22 protein-coding genes are annotated in these 19,215 nt (G+C 65.2%); 4 read left to right on the top strand and 18 right to left on the bottom strand.

Annotation, left to right across the window (positions count from 1 at the left end):
- Positions 1–37: 37 nt before the first annotated feature.
- The 3 genes from typA to C1933_RS04190 are packed head-to-tail and all read left to right on the top strand — an operon-like array spanning position 38 to position 4,028.
- Positions 38–1,885: a translational GTPase TypA gene (gene typA, locus C1933_RS04200; RefSeq protein WP_108748670.1), complete on the top strand. Its 1,848-nt coding sequence runs from the start codon at positions 38–40 to the stop codon at positions 1,883–1,885.
- Between the two features lie 11 nt (positions 1,886–1,896).
- Positions 1,897–2,364, top strand: a complete 468-nt coding sequence (locus tag C1933_RS04195) for a DUF2127 domain-containing protein (RefSeq protein WP_108752281.1) — start codon at positions 1,897–1,899, stop codon at positions 2,362–2,364.
- A gap of 41 nt (positions 2,365–2,405) precedes the next feature.
- The gene (locus C1933_RS04190) at positions 2,406–4,028 is read left to right on the top strand and encodes an amidase (RefSeq protein ID WP_108752280.1); all 1,623 of its coding nucleotides are present in this window, start codon (positions 2,406–2,408) and stop codon (positions 4,026–4,028) included.
- 39 nt (positions 4,029–4,067) lie between these two features.
- Here the strand turns inward: C1933_RS04190 and C1933_RS04185 are convergent, their stop codons facing one another.
- On the bottom strand, positions 4,068–5,210 hold the full coding sequence (locus C1933_RS04185) for a mechanosensitive ion channel family protein (protein ID WP_108752279.1): 1,143 nt from the start codon (positions 5,208–5,210) through the stop codon (positions 4,068–4,070).
- A gap of 461 nt (positions 5,211–5,671) precedes the next feature.
- The gene (locus C1933_RS04180; protein ID WP_108748666.1) at positions 5,672–7,063 is read right to left on the bottom strand and encodes a 3-deoxy-7-phosphoheptulonate synthase class II; all 1,392 of its coding nucleotides are present in this window, start codon (positions 7,061–7,063) and stop codon (positions 5,672–5,674) included.
- A 232-nt stretch (positions 7,064–7,295) separates the two neighbouring features.
- Here C1933_RS04180 and C1933_RS04175 point away from each other — a divergent pair, with 232 nt between their 5' ends.
- Positions 7,296–9,422, top strand: a complete 2,127-nt coding sequence (locus C1933_RS04175) for a TonB-dependent receptor (protein ID WP_108752278.1) — start codon at positions 7,296–7,298, stop codon at positions 9,420–9,422.
- 128 nt (positions 9,423–9,550) lie between these two features.
- Here C1933_RS04175 and C1933_RS04170 read toward each other — a convergent pair whose 3' ends face one another.
- The 16 genes from C1933_RS04170 to rplX form a co-directional block, all read right to left on the bottom strand.
- The gene (locus C1933_RS04170) at positions 9,551–10,057 is read right to left on the bottom strand and encodes a disulfide bond formation protein B (protein WP_108752277.1); all 507 of its coding nucleotides are present in this window, start codon (positions 10,055–10,057) and stop codon (positions 9,551–9,553) included.
- A 239-nt stretch (positions 10,058–10,296) separates the two neighbouring features.
- On the bottom strand, positions 10,297–10,680 hold the full coding sequence (gene rplQ / locus C1933_RS04165; RefSeq protein ID WP_108748664.1) for a 50S ribosomal protein L17: 384 nt from the start codon (positions 10,678–10,680) through the stop codon (positions 10,297–10,299).
- Positions 10,681–10,879: 199 nt separating this feature from the next.
- A complete protein-coding gene (gene rpoA / locus C1933_RS04160; protein WP_010483975.1) occupies positions 10,880–11,878 on the bottom strand; it encodes a DNA-directed RNA polymerase subunit alpha in 999 nt (332 codons plus the stop codon).
- Between the two features lie 55 nt (positions 11,879–11,933).
- Complete coding sequence (gene rpsD, locus C1933_RS04155) at positions 11,934–12,563, bottom strand: 30S ribosomal protein S4 (protein WP_004145446.1); 630 nt, start codon at positions 12,561–12,563, stop codon at positions 11,934–11,936.
- Between the two features lie 15 nt (positions 12,564–12,578).
- Positions 12,579–12,968 (bottom strand): 30S ribosomal protein S11, encoded by a 390-nt coding sequence (gene rpsK, locus C1933_RS04150; RefSeq protein ID WP_042614211.1) that lies wholly within the window; start codon positions 12,966–12,968, stop codon positions 12,579–12,581.
- 11 nt (positions 12,969–12,979) lie between these two features.
- The gene (rpsM, locus tag C1933_RS04145; RefSeq protein WP_004145437.1) at positions 12,980–13,336 is read right to left on the bottom strand and encodes a 30S ribosomal protein S13; all 357 of its coding nucleotides are present in this window, start codon (positions 13,334–13,336) and stop codon (positions 12,980–12,982) included.
- Positions 13,337–13,683: 347 nt separating this feature from the next.
- Positions 13,684–15,051: a preprotein translocase subunit SecY gene (gene secY / locus C1933_RS04140; protein WP_108752276.1), complete on the bottom strand. Its 1,368-nt coding sequence runs from the start codon at positions 15,049–15,051 to the stop codon at positions 13,684–13,686.
- A gap of 7 nt (positions 15,052–15,058) precedes the next feature.
- The gene (gene rplO / locus C1933_RS04135) at positions 15,059–15,502 is read right to left on the bottom strand and encodes a 50S ribosomal protein L15 (protein ID WP_004154498.1); all 444 of its coding nucleotides are present in this window, start codon (positions 15,500–15,502) and stop codon (positions 15,059–15,061) included.
- 6 nt (positions 15,503–15,508) lie between these two features.
- On the bottom strand, positions 15,509–15,700 hold the full coding sequence (gene rpmD / locus C1933_RS04130; RefSeq protein WP_004145412.1) for a 50S ribosomal protein L30: 192 nt from the start codon (positions 15,698–15,700) through the stop codon (positions 15,509–15,511).
- Positions 15,693–16,235 (bottom strand): 30S ribosomal protein S5, encoded by a 543-nt coding sequence (gene rpsE / locus C1933_RS04125; protein WP_053448882.1) that lies wholly within the window; start codon positions 16,233–16,235, stop codon positions 15,693–15,695. The genes rpmD and rpsE overlap by 8 nt, the downstream gene beginning before the upstream one ends.
- A gap of 160 nt (positions 16,236–16,395) precedes the next feature.
- Complete coding sequence (rplR, locus tag C1933_RS04120) at positions 16,396–16,749, bottom strand: 50S ribosomal protein L18 (protein ID WP_093817438.1); 354 nt, start codon at positions 16,747–16,749, stop codon at positions 16,396–16,398.
- Between the two features lie 56 nt (positions 16,750–16,805).
- Positions 16,806–17,330: a 50S ribosomal protein L6 gene (gene rplF, locus C1933_RS04115; RefSeq protein WP_108752275.1), complete on the bottom strand. Its 525-nt coding sequence runs from the start codon at positions 17,328–17,330 to the stop codon at positions 16,806–16,808.
- Positions 17,331–17,348: 18 nt separating this feature from the next.
- Complete coding sequence (rpsH, locus tag C1933_RS04110; RefSeq protein ID WP_005408210.1) at positions 17,349–17,747, bottom strand: 30S ribosomal protein S8; 399 nt, start codon at positions 17,745–17,747, stop codon at positions 17,349–17,351.
- A gap of 260 nt (positions 17,748–18,007) precedes the next feature.
- Positions 18,008–18,313 (bottom strand): 30S ribosomal protein S14, encoded by a 306-nt coding sequence (rpsN, locus tag C1933_RS04100; RefSeq protein ID WP_108748659.1) that lies wholly within the window; start codon positions 18,311–18,313, stop codon positions 18,008–18,010.
- Positions 18,314–18,331: 18 nt separating this feature from the next.
- Complete coding sequence (rplE, locus tag C1933_RS04095) at positions 18,332–18,874, bottom strand: 50S ribosomal protein L5 (RefSeq protein WP_004145361.1); 543 nt, start codon at positions 18,872–18,874, stop codon at positions 18,332–18,334.
- Between the two features lie 11 nt (positions 18,875–18,885).
- Positions 18,886–19,203, bottom strand: coding sequence for a 50S ribosomal protein L24 (rplX, locus tag C1933_RS04090; protein ID WP_108748658.1), 318 nt, complete (start codon positions 19,201–19,203; stop codon positions 18,886–18,888).
- Positions 19,204–19,215: the final 12 nt, after the last annotated feature.

Raw genomic sequence — 19,215 nt, 5'->3', positions numbered from 1 at the left:
CTTTTTCCAAATCCGGCGCCGACTGGCCCCCTTTCGCATGTCCATCGAAAATCTTCGCAACATCGCCATCGTCGCCCACGTCGACCATGGCAAGACCACCCTGGTCGACCAGCTGCTGAAGCAGTCCGGCACCCTGTCCGAGCGCACCGTCCTCGCCGAGCGCGTGATGGACAGCAACGACCAGGAAAAGGAACGCGGCATCACCATCCTGGCCAAGAACACGGCCATCACCTGGGAAGACAAGAAGACCGGTATCAAGAACCGGATCAACATCGTCGACACCCCGGGGCACGCCGACTTCGGCGGCGAGGTCGAGCGCGTGCTGTCGATGGTCGACACCGTGCTGATCCTGGTCGACGCGATGGACGGCCCGATGCCGCAGACCCGCTTCGTTACCCAGAAGGCCTTCGCGATGGGCTTCAAGCCGATCGTGGTGGTCAACAAGGTTGACCGCCCGGGCTCGCGTCCGGAGTGGGTGATCGACCAGGTCTTCGACCTGTTCGACAAGCTGGGTGCCACCAACGAGCAGCTGGACTTCCCGATCGTCTACGCCTCGGCCCTGAACGGCTATGCCGGCCTGGAAGACACCGTGCGCGACGGCGACATGACCCCGCTGTACGAAGCGATCATGCAGCACGCGCCGAAGCCGGAAGTCGATCCGGAAGGCGCCTTCCAGATGCGCATCAGCCAGCTGGACTACAACAACTTCGTGGGCGTCATCGGCATCGGCCGCATCCAGCGCGGCACCCTGAAGAAGAACATGCAGGTCGCGGTCATCGACCGTGAGGGCAAGAAGCGCAACGGCAAGGTCGCGCAGGTGCTGGGCTTCCTGGGCCTGGAGCGCATCGAGCAGGACACTGCCGAAGCCGGTGACATCGTCGCCATCTCCGGTATTCCGGAGCTGACCATCTCCGACACCCTGTGCCACCCGGACACCCCGGAAGCGCTGCCGGCCCTGACCGTCGACGAGCCGACCATCTCGATGACCTTCCAGGTGAACAACTCGCCGTTCGCCGGCAACAAGGATCTGTCCGGTGGCAAGTTCCTGACCAGCCGCCAGATCAAGGACCGCCTGGACCGTGAAAAGGTCCACAACGTGGCCCTGAAGGTCGAACAGCTGGAAGACGCCGACAAGTTCCTGGTCTCCGGCCGTGGCGAACTGCACCTGTCGGTGCTGATCGAGAACATGCGTCGCGAAGGCTACGAGCTGGCCGTGTCGCGCCCGGAAGTGATCATCAAGGAAATCGACGGCCAGATGATGGAGCCGATCGAGCAGCTGGTGGTGGACATCGAAGAAGTGCACCAGGGCGGCGTGATGGAAAAGCTGGGCACCCGCAAGGGCCAGCTGAAGAACATGGAGCCGGACGGCAAGGGCCGCGTGCGCCTGGAATACTCGATCCCGGCCCGTGGCCTGATCGGCTTCCAGAACGAATTCAAGACCCTCACCCAGGGTTCGGGCCTGCTGTTCCACGTGTTCGACCACTACGGTCCGAAGGAACAGGGCGCCATCGCCAAGCGCATCAACGGCGTGATGATCGCCAATGCGCCGGGCGTCACCCCCGCCTACTCGCTGGGCCCGCTGCAGGAACGCGGCAAGCTCTTCGCTGCTGAAGGCGACAACGTGTATGAAGGTCAGCTGGTCGGTATCCACTCCAAGGACAACGACCTGACCGTCAACGCCATCAAGACCAAGCCGCTGACCAACATGCGCGCTTCGGGCAAGGACGATGCGATCCAGCTGACCCCGGCGATCAAGTACTCGCTGGAACAGGCCCTGGACTTCATCGAAGACGACGAGCTGGTCGAGATCACCCCGAAGGAGATCCGTCTGCGCAAGAAGTTCCTGACCGAAAGCGACCGCAAGAAGGCTTCGCGCGGCGGCTGAGCCAGCAGACCGTGAGCCAGAACGGCTACAACCCGGATCCGCATCGGCATCCGGGTCTCCATGTCATCGCCCTGCTCGAAGCGAGCAAGGCGATGCTGGCGTTGTTGGCCGCGACCGGGCTGGAAATGCTCGGTCCGCAGCCGCTTCGCGACGGGGTCAATGCCCTGATCCGGCGTTTCAGTCTGGACCCGGATCACGGCACCCTGCCCTCGCTGTTGAACATGATCAGTCCCGACGCGGTGCATCTGGCCGCGGCGGCGATGATCGGCTACGGCCTGCTGCACCTGGTCGAAGCCTGGGGCCTGTGGAAGGCCAAGGCCTGGGCCTCGTGGCTGGGCTGCCTGACCGCCTCCATCTACCTGCCCTTCGATATCTACGCGATCATCCGCCACCCGGGCTGGGCCTCGGGCAGCGTACTGGCCATCAACCTGGTGGTCGTCTACGTGCTGGCGCGCGACTTGCGCAAGCGCAAGCGCTGAGCAGCGGCTAGACTGGCCGCCGGAGCCTCGCACGCCCAGCCATGCGCCTGTCCCTGCCGACCCTGCCCAGCTGTCTGATCCTCGTCCTGGCGGCCCTGTCCAGTGCAGGCTGCAGCGCGCCCGCGCCCAGCGCCCATGCCGCCGAACCTGCGGCCAGCAGCGCCCCCTTCCCCTACGCCGAAACCGATGTGGCCGACCTGCAGGCGCGCATGGTGTCGGGCGAACTGGACAGCGTCACCCTTACCGGCGCCTACCTGCAGCGCATCGCCGCGCTGGACCGCGCCGGGCCGCGCCTGCGCGCGGTCATCGAGCTCAACCCCGATGCCTTGAAGGAAGCCGGCGAGCGCGACCGCGAACGCCGCAGCGGGCGCCTGCGCGGCCCCCTGCACGGCATCCCGGTGCTGCTGAAGGACAACATCAACGCCGCGCCCATGGCCACCAGCGCCGGCTCACTGGCCCTGCAGGGCTTCCGCCCGGGCGATGCCTACCTGGTGCGGCGCCTGCGCGAAGCCGGCGCCGTGGTGCTGGGCAAGACCAACCTGAGCGAGTGGGCGAACTTCCGCGATGCCAACTCGGTGTCCGGCTGGAGCGCACGCGGCGGCCAGACCCGCAACCCCTACCGGCTCAGCCATTCCCCCTGCGGTTCCAGCAGCGGCAGTGCGGTGGCCGTGGCCGCCAACCTGGGCAGCGTTGCCATCGGCACCGAAACCGACGGCAGCATCGTCTGCCCGGCCGCGATCAATGGCGTGGTCGGGCTGAAGCCCACCGTCGGCCTGGTCAGCCGCGAGGGCATCATCCCGATCAGCTTCAGCCAGGACACGGCCGGGCCGATGACCCGCAGCGTGGCCGATGCGGCCGCCGTACTGACCGCCATTGCCGGTCGCGATGCGGCCGATCCGGCCACCGCTACCATGCCTGGCCGGGCGGTCTACGATTACACCGCCCGGCTGGACCCGGACGGCCTGCGCGGCAAGCGCATCGGGCTGCTGCAGACGCCGCTGTCGCAGTACCCCGGCATGGCCCCGCTGATGCAGCACGCGGCGGCGGAACTGCGCCGCGCCGGCGCCGTGGTGGTGCCGGTGCAACTGCCCAACGCCGGCGCCTGGGCCGACGCCGAGCGCCTGGTGCTGCTGTACGAGTTCAAGGCCGGGCTGGAGCGCTACTTCGCCACCTACCACGCACCGCTGCGCAGCCTGTCCGAACTGATCGCCTTCAACCAGGCCAACCGCGGGCAGGAACTGGGCCGCTTCGGCCAATCGCTGCTGGAGGAAGCCAACGCGACCCCGGGCCTGTCCGACCCCGCCTACATCCGCGCACGCAGCGATGCCCGGCGCCTGGCGGGCCCGGAAGGCATCGATGCCGCATTGGCGGCACAACAGTTGGACGCCCTGGTCGCGCCCACCACCGGCACCGCCTGGCCGCTGCGCAGCCGTGGCGACGACTTCCCGGGCGAGAGCTACAGCGTGGCCGCCGTGGCCGGCTACCCCAGCCTGACCGTGCCGATGGGGCAGATCGATGGCCTGCCGGCGGGCCTGCTGTTCATGGGCACCGCGTGGAGCGAACCGAAGCTGATCGAAATGGGCTATGCCTACGAACAGCGCACCCGCGCGCGCAGGCCGCCGCACTTCGATACCGATGCCCTGATCGACACCGGCGATCCCTGATCGCGCCATGCCGCTGCGCGCGTTGGGCATGGCCCGGCGCTACCGGTCCGGCAGCGATTCCACCGGCACGATGGCGGCCTCGCCATCCTCGGCACCGGGCGAACGCACATCGGCGGTACGCGCGCGTGGCCCACGCGGCATGTCCATCTCATCATCCTGGTGCAGCCGTGCGCGCACCTGCGGCAGCGCCTGCGGATGTTCGCGAGCCAGGAAATCCAGCATGCGCTCGCGCACCAGGCAGCGCAGATCGAACGCGTCGCCGGAATTGCGCGCACTGACCAGCAGACGCACCTGGATCGCCCGTTCGCTGGTCTCGGTCACCTGAGTCACGCAGACACGGCCATCCCACAGCGCCTCGCCGCGGCAGATCCGCTCCAGCTCGGTACGGATCGCCGCGATGGGCGCGCGATAGTCCAGCCACAGGAAGGCCGTGCCGAGCAGATCGGCGCTGCGCCGCGTCCAGTTCTGGAACGGGTGCTCGATGAACCAGGTCAACGGCACCACCATGCGCCGTTCGTCCCAGATGCGCACCACCACGTAGCTGCTGCCGATCTCTTCGATGCGGCCCCACTCACCTTCCACGATCACCACGTCGTCCAGTCGGATCGGCTGGGTCAGGGCGATCTGCAGGCCGGCAATCAGGTTGCCGAACACCGGCTTGGCCGCGATGCCCGCAACCAGACCGATCAAGCCCGCCGACGCCAGCAGCGCGGTGCCGATCTTCTGCACCATCGGGAAAGTGAGCAGCACCAGCGACGCGCCGAGCACGATGATGCCGCCCATCAACACGCGACTGAGTACGCGCGTCTGGGTCTGGATGCGGCGCGCTTCCAGGTTGTCGGACACATCGATGGGATGGCTGCGCAGGATCGCGCGCTCGCCGGCCGCCACGCCCCGCACCAGCAGCCAGATGAAGCAGGCGGTCAGGCCGATATGCACGCCACGCAGGACCTGGTCCAGCATGCGCTCGGGCAATGGCGTGGCCTGCAGCGCGGGCACCAGCAGCAACAGCGGCAACGCCATCGCCAACGGCGGCCCGATCACCCGACCGATGCGCGCGCGCCGCCGGTCGCGCCCGCGCAGGCGGCGATACAGGGCCAGCACGCCCCACGCGGCCAGGCCGCCGAGCAGCAGTGCCGCACCGATCGGCCACAGATAGTCCTGCACATGTTGCCAGCCCACCGCAGCCCCTCGCGCATTGCATGAACCCACAGGGTCGCGCAGGCGGCATGAGCATCACGTCAGCGGGTGGGGTTTGATGCAGGGCCTGCGGCCCTGCACCTGCTGAATCAACGTCAACGTCAACAGCAACGTCAAAAGCGTGCATTCCGCGGGATGGCGGGGTGGGTCCGGTTGCGGGGGACGCCGTAAACCCGTCCATGGGGGCTTAGCCGCGCCATCCATGGCGCGGATACCCCCGCAACCGGACCCACCCCGCCTTCGACAATTTCCCGCGATCTGGTAGATCCACGCCATGCGTGGATGAATCTCAATCGGAATCGAAATGAATCCGGAGTCAGAGCCCGTTGCTGCGCAACGGGATCCGACCCCGTGCCGCCCCGCCCACTCGCAGAGAATCCGCTCCTGCTGTTGCTGTTGCCCCAAAGCAGGTGCAGGGCTGCCAGCCCTGCCCCAAAAAACCCTTACCGTGCCTGTTCCTGCTTGCGCACGATCGCCATCGCAATTTCCAGCGACTGTTCGTAGTTCAGGCGCGGGTCCACCGTCGAACGGTAGGCGCGCTCCAGATCGCGCTCGGTCAGTTCACGCGCACCGCCGGTGCATTCGGTCACATCCTCACCGGTCAGCTCCAGGTGCACACCGCCCAGCCGCGTGCCCGCCGCCGCATGCAGATCGAAGGACAGCTCCACTTCACTGCGCACATTGTCGAAGCGGCGCGTCTTGAAGCCATTGGCCGTGCTTTCGGTGTTGCCATGCATGGCATCGCACACCCACAGCACGCGACGGCCATCGCGCTTCACCGCATCCAGCAGCGGCGGCAGCTTTTCCGCAATCTGCGCCGCGCCCATGCGGTGGATGAAGCTCAGGCGGCCCGGTTCGTCCTCGGGGTTCAACACATCGATCAAGCGCAGCAACTGGTCCGGCTGTACCGACGGGCCCACCTTGATCGCGATCGGATTGCGCACCCCGCGCAGGTATTCCACGTGCGCGCCGTCCAGCGCCGCCGTGCGCATGCCGATCCACGGGTAGTGCGTGCTCAGGTTCAACCAGCCCTGCTGGCGCGGCACCTGCCGGGTCAGCGCCTGCTCGTAGGGCAGCAGCAGCGCTTCGTGCGAGGTGTAGAAATCAATGCGGTTGAGGTTGTGCACGCGGGCCCCGGCCAGGGTTTCCATGAAGTGCACGGCGTCGCCGATCGAGGCCACCATCTTCTGGTACTCGGCAGCCAACGGCGAATGCCGCACCCAGTCCAGGTTCCAGTACTCGGGGTGGTGCAGATCGGCGAAGCCACCATCGATCAGCGCACGCACGAAGTTCATCGTCATCGCCGAATGCGCGTGGGCCTGCAGCATCCGCTTCGGGTCCGGCAGCCGCGCCGCTTCGGTGAAGGCCGGCGCGTTGATCACATCGCCGCGGTAGCTGGGCAGGGTCACGCCGTCGCGGGTCTCGGTGTCGGCCGAGCGCGGCTTGGCGTACTGGCCGGCGAAGCGACCCACGCGGATCACCGGCTGGCGCAGGCCGTGCACCAGCACCAGGCTCATCTGCAGCAGCACCTTCAGCCGGTTGGAAATCGTGCCTGATTCGCAGTCGCTGAAGTTCTCGGCGCAATCGCCACCCTGCAGCAGGAAGCGCTTGCCTTCCTGCGCGTCGGCCAGCTGCTGCTTCAACGCCAGGATCTCCCAGGACGTCACCAGCGGCGGCAGGCGCTTGAGTTCGTGCAGGGCGGCATCCAGGGCCACCGGGTCCGGGTAGGTCGGCATCTGCAGCGCGGTCTTGCCGCGCCAGCTTTCCGGCGACCAGGCAGCGCCCACGGCGGCGGTGGCAGGGTCAGCGGCAGGCGGAACGGCGGACAGGCTCATTGCGGACATCCGGAGGAACAGGAGGGGGACGTTCATGGTCGCAGAGGGCGCGGCTGACGCAAAGCACCTGGCCCGGGCCGGACAGCTGAACGGCGCACAAAGCGCATGCCGATCCGCCACAACCGGCATGCCCACAGCGCCCCGGGCAGGCGCATGATCCGCACTCAGTTGTTAGGAAGTAACACTTCCCGTCATGGACCGGCCTCCCCCTCCCATCGACCCCATCCCGACCATGAAGCCCTCCCCGCTCGCAACGGCTGTCACCCTCGTCCTGGCCCTGGCCAGCCTGCCCACCGTCGCCCTGGCCGCCGACAGCGCGTCCCCGGCCGTGAGAGACCTCGACGTGGTCACCGTCAGCGCCCAGCTCGACCAGGCGCGCAACGCGCTGTCGCCGGACATCGGCAGCAGCCAGTACCAGATCACCGCCGAGGACATCCAGAAACAGCCGCTGGGCGCCGCAGCGCCGCTCAGCCAGGTGCTGCTGCAGGCCCCGGGCGTGGTCCAGGACTCCTACGGTGGCGTGCACGTGCGCGGCGACCACGCCAACCTGCAGTACCGGATCAACGGCGTACTGCTGCCCGAATCCATCTCCGGCTTCGGCCAGACCCTGGATGCGCGCACCATCAAGAGCATCCGCTTGATGGACGGCGCCTTGCCGGCCCAGTTCGGCGAGCGCACCGCCGCCGTGGTCGACATCACCACCCGCAGCGGCGCCGAGCTGGGCAATGGCGGCAGCGCCGGCATCACCACCGGCTCGTACGGCAAGGTGAACCCCAACGCCTCGTGGTGGGGCAGCCAGGGGCGCTGGAGCTGGTTCCTGACCGGCAACTACGACCAGAACGAGGTTGGCCTGGAAAGCCCGACCAATACGCGCCAGCCGCAGCATGACGACACCCACCAGGGCAAGGCCTTCGCCGACCTGACCTACCTGGTCAACGACAACACGCGCCTGAGCCTGTTCGCCGGCTTCGCCAACAACCGCTTCCAGATTCCGGTCAACCCCGGCCAGGAACCGCAGTTCGGCTATCTGGACACCACCACCTTCGACTCCAGCCAGCTGGACGAAACCCAGCGCGAAACCACCCGCTTCGGCATGCTGGTGCTGCAGGGCAACCTGGGCGACACCGCCTACCAGCTCTCGGCCGGCCAGCGCTACAGCGATGTGGGCTTCAACCCCGACATCGCCGGCGACCTGGTATTCAGCGGCGTCGCCTCGCAGGTACAGCGCAGCAACCGCGCCAGCACCGTACAGGCCGATTTCTCCACCCCGCTGGGGATGAACCACACCCTGCGCTATGGCCTGTACGGCAACCACGAAGATGCGCGCGCCAGCAACGCCAGTTGGGTGTTCCCGGTGGATGCGCAAGACCAGCAGGCCAGCACCACGCCGCTGCAGATTGCCGATGCCAATGCATTCACCGCACGCACCGCCGCCCTGTACGTGCAGGACGAATGGCGCATCGGTGACGACTGGACCGTGAACTACGGCCTGCGCGGCGACCGCTACACCGCCTTCGGCCATACCGAAGGCCAGTTGAGCCCGCGCCTGGGCGTGGTCTGGAATGCCAGCGGCAGCACGACCGTCCACGCGGGTTATTCGCGCTACTTCACCCCGCCGGCCAGCGAACTGATCGGCAGCACCGACATCGCCCTGTACGACGGCACCACCAACGCACAGCCTGCCGGCGGCACCACCACGCCGCTGGCCGAGCGCAGCGATTACTACGACATCGGCGTTTCGCAGCAGGTCGGCGATCACCTCACCCTGGGCCTGGATGCGTACGACCGCCGGGTGGACCGTCTGCAGGACGAAGGCCAGTTCGGCGCCGCCTACATCTATTCCACCTTCAACTACCGCCGTGGCCATATCCGTGGCCTGGAATTCAGCGCCGACTACAGCAACGGGCCCTTCAGCGCCTACTTCAACGCGGCACTGAGCAAGGCGATCGGCACCGACGTCATCACCGGCCAGTACAACCTGGATCCAGACGCGCTGGCCTATGCGGCCCAGCACTGGATCCACCTGGACCACGACCAGCGGCTGACCTCGTCCGGCGGCTTGAGCTACGCCTTTGCCGGGCACAACCGGGTGGGTGCGAACTATGTATTCGGCAGTGGCCTGCGCTCTGACACCGACACCGTGCCCAATGGCGGCGAACTGCCGTCGTACCTGCAGGTGAACCTGAGCGCCGGGCACGATTTCAACGCCGACAGCGGCCACCCGCTGCACGTGCAGCTGGCGGTGATCAATGCGCTGGATCGCAGCTACCAGCTGCGTGACGGCGGTGGCGTGGGCGTGTTTGCCCCGCAGTGGGGCCCGCGCCGCGGCGCCTACCTCAGCCTGCAGCAGGACTTCTGAGCAGACAGGAGCCGGACAGGGGTCGGATCCCTTTGCGCAGCAAAGGGCTCTGACCCCATTCCCGACCCCATTCACGGTGCGGGGTCAGATCCCTTTGCTGCGCAAAGGGATCTGACCCCGCTTGTCTCTCAACGCACTACCTTGCGCAGCGACACCACCAGCGCCCACACCGCCAGCAGCGCGAACCACACGCCCGACCACATCGGCATGGTCAGGCCCAGGAAGCTCCAGTCGATGTTGCCGCAGTTGCCGGTGCCGGTCAGCACCGTGCGGAACACTTCCAGCGGCCCCATGGTCTCGCTCAGGAAGCTCAGCGGCGGGCCACAGGTCGCGCCCATCTCCGGCGGCAGCAGCTGCACGTACACATGGCGCGCGGCAATGCCGAACCCGACCGCTGCGGCGATGAAGGCGAGAATCCCGTAGGTCGCCCGGCCCGGGCGGTTCGACGGCCCATGCAGGGCGCCAATCAGGAACAGCAGCCCCAGGGCGGCGAAGGCCAGGCGCTGGAAGATGCACAGCGGACAGGGCTCCAGCCCCATCTTCAGCTGCAGGAAGATGGCAAAGCCCAGCAGGCCTGCGCAGATCAGGAAGCCCAGGAAAAACTGGGCGCGGAAGGGCCAGCGCAGTGGATTCATCGTCAACGCTCAAGTGATCAGGCGTCAAGCGTAACCGAGAGCGCGCGCCGTTCGAACCGCTGCAGGCCACGCTTGTCGGAACGGTGTGGGTCAGATCCCTTTGCGCAGGCAAAGGGCTCTCACCCGTTGCGCGGCGATCATGGGGTCAGAGCCCGTGCCTGCGGCACGGGATCCGACCCCGGAAACGCAAAAGCCCGGCAGTCGCCGGGCTTTCGCTGTGTCGCGTTGGAGCGGTCCGATTACTCGGCCACTGCCTCGGCCACGGCCGGACGGTCAACCAGCTCGACGTAGGCCATCGGTGCGTTGTCGCCAGCGCGGAAGCCGCACTTCAGCAGACGCAGGTAGCCGCCCGGACGGTTCGCGTAGCGCGGGCCCAGGATGGTGAACAGGTTGCCCACGGCTTCGTTGTCGCGCAGACGGGCGAAGGCCAGACGGCGGTTGGCGACGGAGTCGACCTTGGCCAGGGTGATCAGCGGCTCGGCAACGCGGCGCAGTTCCTTGGCCTTCGGCAGGGTGGTCTTGATCAGCTCGTGCTTGAACAGCGAGGCAGCCATGTTCTTGAACATTGCTTCGCGGTGGGCGCTGGTGCGGCTGAACTTACGGCCAGACTTCTGGTGACGCATGGTGGAATTCCTTGATTAATGATGAGGCGTTGTGGATCGATGTCGCCTTCCTGGCGTTGCTGCACGGACTGCGGATGGTCCTGGTCATCCGTCCTGGACGACCTGCCCGCGAACCTTCGGTTCGTCGTGGCGTGTTTCGTAAACCGGTTGAAGGCTCCACCGCGAACGGTGGAGCCTTCAGGTACAGCAGGGGGCTGTATCAGCCCAGCATGCCGTGGCTGGCGACACCGGCCGGCGGCCAGTTTTCCAGCTTCATGCCAAGCGACAGGCCACGCTGGGCCAGCACTTCCTTGATTTCGGTGAGCGACTTCTTGCCCAGGTTCGGGGTCTTCAGCAGCTCCACTTCGGTCTTCTGGATCAGATCGCCGATGTAGTAGATGCTTTCCGCCTTCAGGCAGTTGGCCGAACGCACGGTCAGTTCCAGGTCGTCGATCGGGCGCAGCAGCACCGGATCCACGCCGTTGTTGGCCGGCTTGGCCGCACCGCGGTCGCGGTGGGTGAAGTCACCGAACACCGACAGCTGGTCGCTGAGGATGTCGGCGGCGGTGCGCACGGCTTCCTCGGCGTCGATGGTGCCGTTGGTCTCGATATCGATGACCAGCTTGTCCAGGTCGGTACGCTGTTCGACACGCGCCGCTTCCACGGCGTAGGCGACACGGCGGACCGGCGAGAACGAGGCATCCAGGACCAGGCGGCCGATGGCACGGGTTTCTTCGTCCGGACGACGACGCGCGGCAGCCGGCTGGTAGCCGAAACCACGTTCGATCTTCAGACGCATGTTGATCGCCGTATCCTTGGTCAGGTGGCAGATCACATGTTCGCCGTTCAGGATCTCCACATTGTGGTCGACCTTGATATCGGCAGCGGTGACAACGCCCGGGCCCTGCTTGGACAGGGACAGGGTGGCGCTGTCGCCGGAGTGCATACGGATGGCCACGTCCTTCAGGTTCAGCAGGACTTCGAGCACGTCCTCCTGCAGACCTTCGACCGTGGTGTACTCATGCAACACGCCGTCGATTTCGACTTCCGTGATGGCGAAGCCCGGGATGGACGACAGCAGCACGCGACGCAGGGCGTTGCCCAGCGTATGCCCGTAACCCCGCTCCAAAGGTTCGATAACGACCTTTGCACGGGTGTCGGTAAGGCGTTCGATCTGCGGACCGCGAGGACGCAGAACCTGGTTGGCGGTAACCGTCATGTTGCGGGTTCTCCTAGTGAACCCCCGGCCGTCGCCGGGGGCTCTCCAATGTGAATTACTTCGAATACAGCTCGACGATCAGCGCTTCGTTGATGTCCGCAGGCAGGTCCGAACGATCCGGAACAGCCTTGAAGATGCCGGTGAACTTACCGGAATCCACTTCGACCCACGACGGGCTCAGGTCATGCTGGGCGGCGACGGTCAGGGCTTCCTGGACGCGCAGCTGCTTGGCAGCCTTTTCCGACAGAGCGATGGCGTCGCCAGCCTTGACCTGGTACGAAGCCAGGTTGACCGACTTGCCGTTCACGGTGACGCCGCGGTGCGACACCAGCTGCCGGGCAGCCGGACGGGTCACGGCGAAGCCCATGCGGTAGACGACGTTGTCCAGGCGGGTTTCCAGCAGCTGCAGCAGGTTCTCGCCGGTGTTGCCCTTCTTGGTCGAGGCCTTCTTGTAGTAGTTGCGGAACTGACGCTCCAGCAGGCCGTAGATACGCTTGACCTTCTGCTTTTCACGCAGCTGGGTGGCGTAGTCGGACAGCTTGCCCTTACGGGCAGTGGCGCCGTGCTGGCCGGGCTTCTGCTCCAGCTTGCACTTGGAGTCCAGCGCACGCGCCGGGCTCTTCAGGGACAGGTCGGCGCCTTCGCGACGGGCGAGCTTACAGGTAGGACCGATATAACGAGCCATTTCTTATCGCTCCCTTTAGACGCGACGCTTCTTCGGCGGACGGCACCCGTTGTGCGGGATAGGCGTCACGTCGATGATGTTGGTGATCTTGTAGCCGACGTTGTTCAACGAACGCACGGCCGACTCACGGCCCGGACCCGGGCCCTTGATGCGGACTTCCAGCGACTTCACGCCGTAGTCCAGCGCAGCACGACCGGCCTTTTCGGCAGCCACCTGGGCTGCGAACGGGGTCGACTTGCGCGAACCGCGGAAGCCAGCGCCACCGGAGGTCGCCCACGACAGAGCGTTGCCCTGGCGGTCGGTGATGGTCACGATGGTGTTGTTGAACGAAGCGTGGACGTGGGCAACGCCATCAGTGATGACGCGCTTGATCTTCTTCTTGGTCTTAGCAGCGGGCTTAGCCATTTGTCAGTCCCTTACTTCCTGATCGCCTTGCGCGGACCCTTGCGGGTGCGGGCGTTGGTACGGGTGCGCTGGCCACGCAGCGGGAGGCCACGACGGTGACGCAGGCCGCGGTAGCAGCCCAGGTCCATCAGGCGCTTGATCGCGATACCGATCTCACGGCGCAGATCGCCTTCCACGATGTACTTGCCGACTTCGGCGCGCAGGCGCTCGATTTCCGGCTCCGACAGATCGCGGATCTTGGTGGTCGAAGCAACGCCTGCGACTTCGCAGACCTTCTTCGAACGGGTACGGCCGATGCCGTAAATGCTTTGCAACCCGACCCAGACGTGCTTCTGGGCTGGCAGGTTGACGCCTGCAATACGCGCCATGACGCGGTTCTCCAGCTGAGTGATGGCCGACAGCGCACCGTAGGCGCGCCAATCCGGCAGGATGGATCAAAAAAGTGAACTAGCGATACTAACAAGGTTCCGGTTTACATGGAAGCCCGTGAAACCATTGGTTTCATGAACCCGGCCTGGGGAGTGTGCCCAGGCTCCGGCGCCGGATGGGGTTGGACCTGGAGTTTCCTCCGGGGCCGCCCGCGCTACTCCTGCGCGGGACCACCTCATCACACCCCCACCCGGAACCGCTGCGGGGGCCGCCCTTCGTTTGTGTGGCCGGAGTCCGCGAAGCGGAGGGACCATCACGTCAGGAAGACGAAAGTATAACAGGCTGATCAGCCGCGAGCAAAGCCGCCGCGGTTGCCGCCCTTCAGGTTGGCCTTCTTCAGCAGGCTCTCGTACTGGTGCGACATCAGATGCGCCTGCACCTGGGCGATGAAGTCCATCACCACCACCACCACGATCAGCAGCGAAGTACCACCGAAGTAGAACGAGGCGTTCAGCTGCGTGCGCATCAGTTCCGGCAGCAGGCAGACGATCACCAGGTAAGCCGAACCGGCTGCGGTCAGGCGGGTCAGCACGCCGTCGATATAGTCGGCGGTGGCCTTGCCCGGACGGATGCCCGGAATCAGCGCGCCCGACTTCTTCAGGTTGTCGGCGGTTTCCTGCGAGTTGAACACCAGCGCGGTATAGAAGAACGCGAAACCGGTGATCAGCGCAGCGAACACGATCATGTGCAGCGGCTCGCCCGGGCCCAGGGCATTGGCGACCTTCTGCAGGATCTGGCCAAAGGTGCTCTGGTTGGCAGCCTGGCCGGCCCACATGGTCAGCGTGGCCGGGAAGGCCAGCAGGCTGGAGGCGAAGATGGCCGGGATCACGCCCGCCATGTTCAGCTTCAGCGGCAGGAACGAGGTCTGGTTCATGTACGCGTTGCGGCCGCCCTGGCGACGTGCGTAGTTCACCGTGATGCGGCGCTGGCCGCGTTCGACGAACACCACGAAGAAGGTGAAGGCCAGCACCACGATGGCGATCAGCAGCAGCTGGATGAACTGGATGTTGCCGTCGCGGTAGGCATCGAAGGTATGGATGACCGCGGTCGGCAGGCCGGCGACGATGCCGGCGAAGATGATCAGCGACACACCGTTGCCGATGCCGCGCTCGGTCACCTGCTCACCGACCCACATCAGGAACATGGTGCCGGCGGTCAGCGCGATCACGGCGGTGAGCACGAAGCCCATGCCCGGTGCGTAGACGACCGGAGCGCCCGACGGCGAGACCTGGCCCTGCAGGGCCAGGGCGATCGAACCGCCCTGCACCACTGCCAGCAGCACGGCGCCGATGCGCGAATACTGGGTGATCTTGCGGCGGCCGGACTCACCCTCCTTCTGCATCGCCTTCAGCGCGGGGAAGATGTGGACGGCCAGCTGCATCACGATCGATGCCGAAATGTACGGCATCACGTTCAGCGCGAAGATGCTGAAACGGTGCAGGGCGCCGCCCGAGAACATGTTGAACATGTCCACGATGCCGCCGCCCTGCTGTTGCATCATGGCAAGCATGGCATCGGGATTGACGCCCGGCACCGGCACGTAGCAGCCAATGCGATAGACGATCAAAGCCCCGACGACGAACAGCAAACGTTGGCGAAGTTCAGTGAACTTGCCCATTCCGCCCGCGAGGTTACCGATGCCAGCTTGCGCCATGATTTTCTTACTCCGTTACGCTGCCGCCGGCAGCTTCGATCGCGGCCTTGGCACCAGCCGTGGCAGCAATACCCTTCAGGGTGAACGCCTTGGTCACTTCGCCCTTGACGACGACCTTGGCCTTCTTGGCAGTGCTCGGGACCAGCTTGGCAGCACGCAGGGCGGCGAAGTCGATCTCGCCGGCCGGCAGCTTGTCCAGCGCGTACAGCAGCACTTCAGCGGTGTCCTTGGCGATCGGCGAACGGAAGCCGATCTTCGGCAGACGACGCTGCATGGGGGTCTGGCCGCCTTCGAAGCCAGCCTTGATCTTGCCGCCACCCTTACGGGCGAACGAACCCTTGTGGCCGCGGCCGGCAGTCTTGCCCAGGCCCGAGCCGATACCGCGACCGACGCGGGTGCGCTCGGTGCGGGCGCCCGGTGCCGGGCTCAGTTCATTGAGACGCAGAGTCATGATCGATTACTCCTCAACCTTGACGAGGTAGTGAACGGTGTTGATCAGACCGCGAACCTGCGGGCTGTCCTTCAGTTCACGCACATCGTTGAGCTTGTTCAGACCCAGAGCACGCACCGACAGACGGTGACGCGACTGAGCACCACGCAGGCCGCGCACCAGGCGCACCTTCACAGTCTTGTTGGACTCATTAGCCATGGTTGAGTTCCTCCACCTTCTTGCCGCGCTTGGCCGCGATGCGAGCCGGCGACTGCGCTGCAGTCAGGCCCTTCACGGTGGCACGCACCAGGTTGATCGGGTTGCGCGAACCGGTGGCCTTGGCCAGCACGTTCTTCACGCCCACCGCTTCCAGCACGGCGCGCATGGCACCGCCGGCGATGACGCCCGTACCTTCCGAAGCCGGCTGCATGAACACGCGTGCAGCGCCGTGGCCATCCTTGATGGTGTGCCACAGGGTGCCGTTGTTCAGGTCAACGCTGACCAGGTTCTTGCGAGCCTGTTCCATCGACTTCTGGATGGCGACCGGCACTTCGCGCGCCTTGCCATAGCCGAAACCGACCTTGCCTTCGCCGTCGCCGACCACGGTCAGGGCGGTGAAGGTGAACTGGCGACCGCCCTTGACGGTCTTGCTGACGCGGTTGACCGCGACCAGCTTTTCGATCATGCCGTCGTCGACTTTCTCTTCGCGGTTGCGGTCGCGATCGCGACCCCGCTGCTGACGTTCTTCTGCCATCTTGATTCCTTGGTTGTTTGGGTATGTACGGCTCGGGGCCGCTTATGGTTGTGGAGTACCGCGTTGTTCCGGTGGGCCGCTGCAGAAGAACGGCGCCGTCCAGCCTCGCTCAGGCTGGCGAGCAGGCGGGCAGGAGACGAACGTCCCCTGCCCTGACCTCTTAGAACTGCAGGCCGGCTTCGCGGGCGGCGTCAGCCAGGGCCTTGATGCGGCCGTGGTAACGGTAACCCGAACGATCGAAGGCAACCTTCTCGATGCCAGCGGCCTTGGCGCGCTCGGCAACGATGCGGCCAACCTTGGCAGCGGCGTCGGCGTTCTTGCCGTTCTTCAGGCCGTCCTTGACGTCGGCCTGGGTGGTGTTGGCAGCAGCCAGCACCTTGGAGCCGTCGGCGGTGAAGACCTGTGCGTACAGGTGCTGGCCGGTGCGCAGCACCGACAGACGGGCCACACCCAGCTCGCGGATGTGAGCACGGGTCGACTTGGCGCGACGCAGGCGGGCGATGTTCTTGTTCATGATGTGTTTTCCTTGAAAGCTGAAGGTCAGGCTTTTCCCTGGTGAGGGACTCGCGCTTAGGCCTTCTTGGCTTCCTTACGGATGATGACTTCGTCGGAGTACTTCACGCCCTTGCCCTTGTACGGTTCCGGCTTGCGGAACGCACGGATCTTGGCGGCAACTTCACCAACGACCTGCTTGTCGGCACCCTGGACCAGGATCTCGGTCTGGGTCGGGGTGGAGATGGTGATGCCTTCCGGAGCAACGAACACCACCGGGTGCGAGAAACCGAGCGACAGGCTCAGGTCCTTGCCCTGCATGGCAGCACGGTAACCCACGCCGACCAGCTCCAGCTTGCGCTCGAAGCCTTCGGAAACACCCTTGACCATGTTGGACAGGATGGCGCGGACGGTACCGGTCAGCGGGATCAGATCCGCATTCTCGGTGCTCAGGGTGGCAACGCCGTTCTCGACGTTGATGGCAATGCCGGCCGGCTTCGGCAGCGACAGGGTGCCCTTCGGGCCCTTGACGGTGACGGATTCGGACTGGACGTTCAGTTCAACCTTACCCAGGTCGACGGGCTTCTTGGCTACGCGGGACATATTCTTACTCCTCTCGCCTTAGGCCACGAAGCACAGGACTTCGCCGCCGACGCCCAGCTGGCGCGCCTGCGCATCAGTCATGATGCCCTTGGAGGTGGAAATGATGGAGATACCCAGGCCGTTCATGACCTTCGGCAGTTCGCTCTTGCCACGGTACTGGCGCAGGCCCGAACGCGAGAAGCGCTTCAGGGTCGCAATGACCGGCTTGCCTTCGAAATACTTCAGCACGATTTCCAGCTCGGACTTGTTGTTTTCCAGCTGGGTCACGCGCAGGTCGGTGATGTAACCCTCGTCCTTCAGGACCTGGGCGATCGCAACCTTGATCTTGGACGACGGGGCTTTCACCGTCTGCTTGCCAACCGCGGCCGCATTCTTGATGCGGACCAGCAGGTCGGCGATGGGATCAGTCATGCTCATATGAGTACCTTTGAGTGCACCGATATCCGCTTTCGCGAAAATCTGTTGTCTCCTGGAAACGGGCCAGGTCCCTTCTTGCGGCAGGCCAATGGCCTACCCCTACAACCCCGCTCGCGCAGGGCAAGACGCGGGAGTATACGCCAAAAGAGCCCGACTTGCGCCGGGCTCTTCGGGTTTTTTTTGCTTGGGCAAGCCTGAATGCCTGCCCTGACCTGTTCAGGAACCCCCGGAGGGGTTCCTGGTCGCAGGACCGGCTGGGATTACCAGCTGGCCTTGCGCAGGCCCGGCACGTCGCCGCGCATGGTGGCTTCACGCAGCTTGTTGCGGCCCAGGCCGAACTTGCTGTAGACGCCACGCGGACGGCCCGACAGCTCGCAACGGTTGCGCTGGCGGCTCGGCGACGAATCGCGCGGCAGCTTGGCCAGCTTGGTTGCGGCTTCGATCTTCTCTTCGTAGCTCGACTCCAGCGAGGAGACGATCTTCTTCAGAGCGGCACGCTTGTCGGCGTACTTCTTGGCCAGCTTTTCCCGCTTGATGTCGCGGTTGACCATGGAGGTCTTTGCCATTTCGGTATCCTCGACGAATCAGTTACGGAACGGGAACTTGAACGCTGCCAGCAGCGCCTTCGCTTCCGCGTCGGTCTTCGCAGTGGTGGTGATGGCGATATCCATGCCGCGGATCGCGTCGACAGCGTCGAAGTCGATTTCCGGGAAGATGATCTGTTCCTTCACACCCATGTTGAAGTTGCCGCGACCGTCGAAGGAACGACCGGAAACACCACGGAAGTCGCGCACGCGCGGCAGCGAGATGTTGATCAGGCGGTCCAGGAACTCGTACATCTTGTGGCGACGCAGCGTGGTCTTGCAGCCAATCGGCCAACCATCACGGATCTTGAACGACGCAACCGAGATACGCGACTTGGTGACAACCGGCTTCTGGCCGGAAATCTTGGTCATGTCGCCGACGGCGTTTTCCAGGATCTTCTTGTTGGTGGCCGCTTCGCCGACACCCATGTTCAGGGTGACCTTGACCAGCTTCGGCACTTCCATCGGATTGGTGTAGCCGAACTGCTTCATCAGCGCCGGCACCACTTCTTCCTTGTAAAACTTTTCGAGACGGGAAGTCATCTTCACATTCCTCAGGCGTCGAGCGCCTCACCGCTGGAGCGGAACACACGCAGTTTGCGTCCATCCTCCAGCACCTTGAAGCCAACGCGTTCGCCCTTGCCCGAAGCCGGGTTCAGCACATTCACGTTGGAGATATGGATCGACGCTTCACGCTCGACCACGCCGCCGGCAACGCCTGCCTGCGGATTCGGCTTGGTGTGGCGCTTGACGATGTTCACGTTGGCAACGACCACGCGGTCGCCGTCGACGCGAAGCACTTCGCCACGCTCGCCCTTGTCCTTGCCGGCATTGACGACAACCTGGTCGCCCTTCTTGATACGGTTAGCCATGATTATCTCCTG

The sequence above is a fragment of the Stenotrophomonas sp. ZAC14D2_NAIMI4_6 genome (assembly GCF_003086875.1).
Lineage (GTDB): Bacteria > Pseudomonadota > Gammaproteobacteria > Xanthomonadales > Xanthomonadaceae > Stenotrophomonas.
This window is presented reverse-complemented; position numbering and strand designations above follow the sequence as displayed.

Excerpts from the sequence above, each read along its gene's own strand:
- typA (WP_108748670.1), top strand. The coding sequence starts at position 38 with ATGTCCATCGAAAATCTTCGCAACATCGCCATCGTCGCCCACGTCGAC.
- C1933_RS04190 (WP_108752280.1), top strand. The coding sequence starts at position 2,406 with ATGCGCCTGTCCCTGCCGACCCTGCCCAGCTGTCTGATCCTCGTCCTG.
- C1933_RS04180 (WP_108748666.1), bottom strand. The coding sequence starts at position 7,063 with ATGAGCCTGTCCGCCGTTCCGCCTGCCGCTGACCCTGCCACCGCCGCC.
- C1933_RS04175 (WP_108752278.1), top strand. The coding sequence starts at position 7,296 with ATGAAGCCCTCCCCGCTCGCAACGGCTGTCACCCTCGTCCTGGCCCTG.
- C1933_RS04170 (WP_108752277.1), bottom strand. The coding sequence starts at position 10,057 with ATGAATCCACTGCGCTGGCCCTTCCGCGCCCAGTTTTTCCTGGGCTTC.
- rplQ (WP_108748664.1), bottom strand. The coding sequence starts at position 10,680 with ATGCGTCACCAGAAGTCTGGCCGTAAGTTCAGCCGCACCAGCGCCCAC.
- rpoA (WP_010483975.1), bottom strand. The coding sequence starts at position 11,878 with ATGACGGTTACCGCCAACCAGGTTCTGCGTCCTCGCGGTCCGCAGATC.
- rpsD (WP_004145446.1), bottom strand. The coding sequence starts at position 12,563 with ATGGCTCGTTATATCGGTCCTACCTGTAAGCTCGCCCGTCGCGAAGGC.
- rpsK (WP_042614211.1), bottom strand. The coding sequence starts at position 12,968 with ATGGCTAAGCCCGCTGCTAAGACCAAGAAGAAGATCAAGCGCGTCATC.
- rpsM (WP_004145437.1), bottom strand. The coding sequence starts at position 13,336 with ATGGCGCGTATTGCAGGCGTCAACCTGCCAGCCCAGAAGCACGTCTGG.
- secY (WP_108752276.1), bottom strand. The coding sequence starts at position 15,051 with ATGGCGCAAGCTGGCATCGGTAACCTCGCGGGCGGAATGGGCAAGTTC.
- rplO (WP_004154498.1), bottom strand. The coding sequence starts at position 15,502 with ATGACTCTGCGTCTCAATGAACTGAGCCCGGCACCGGGCGCCCGCACC.
- rpmD (WP_004145412.1), bottom strand. The coding sequence starts at position 15,700 with ATGGCTAATGAGTCCAACAAGACTGTGAAGGTGCGCCTGGTGCGCGGC.
- rpsE (WP_053448882.1), bottom strand. The coding sequence starts at position 16,235 with ATGGCAGAAGAACGTCAGCAGCGGGGTCGCGATCGCGACCGCAACCGC.
- rplR (WP_093817438.1), bottom strand. The coding sequence starts at position 16,749 with ATGAACAAGAACATCGCCCGCCTGCGTCGCGCCAAGTCGACCCGTGCT.
- rplF (WP_108752275.1), bottom strand. The coding sequence starts at position 17,330 with ATGTCCCGCGTAGCCAAGAAGCCCGTCGACCTGGGTAAGGTTGAACTG.
- rpsH (WP_005408210.1), bottom strand. The coding sequence starts at position 17,747 with ATGAGCATGACTGATCCCATCGCCGACCTGCTGGTCCGCATCAAGAAT.
- rpsN (WP_108748659.1), bottom strand. The coding sequence starts at position 18,313 with ATGGCAAAGACCTCCATGGTCAACCGCGACATCAAGCGGGAAAAGCTG.
- rplE (WP_004145361.1), bottom strand. The coding sequence starts at position 18,874 with ATGACTTCCCGTCTCGAAAAGTTTTACAAGGAAGAAGTGGTGCCGGCG.
- rplX (WP_108748658.1), bottom strand. The coding sequence starts at position 19,203 with ATGGCTAACCGTATCAAGAAGGGCGACCAGGTTGTCGTCAATGCCGGC.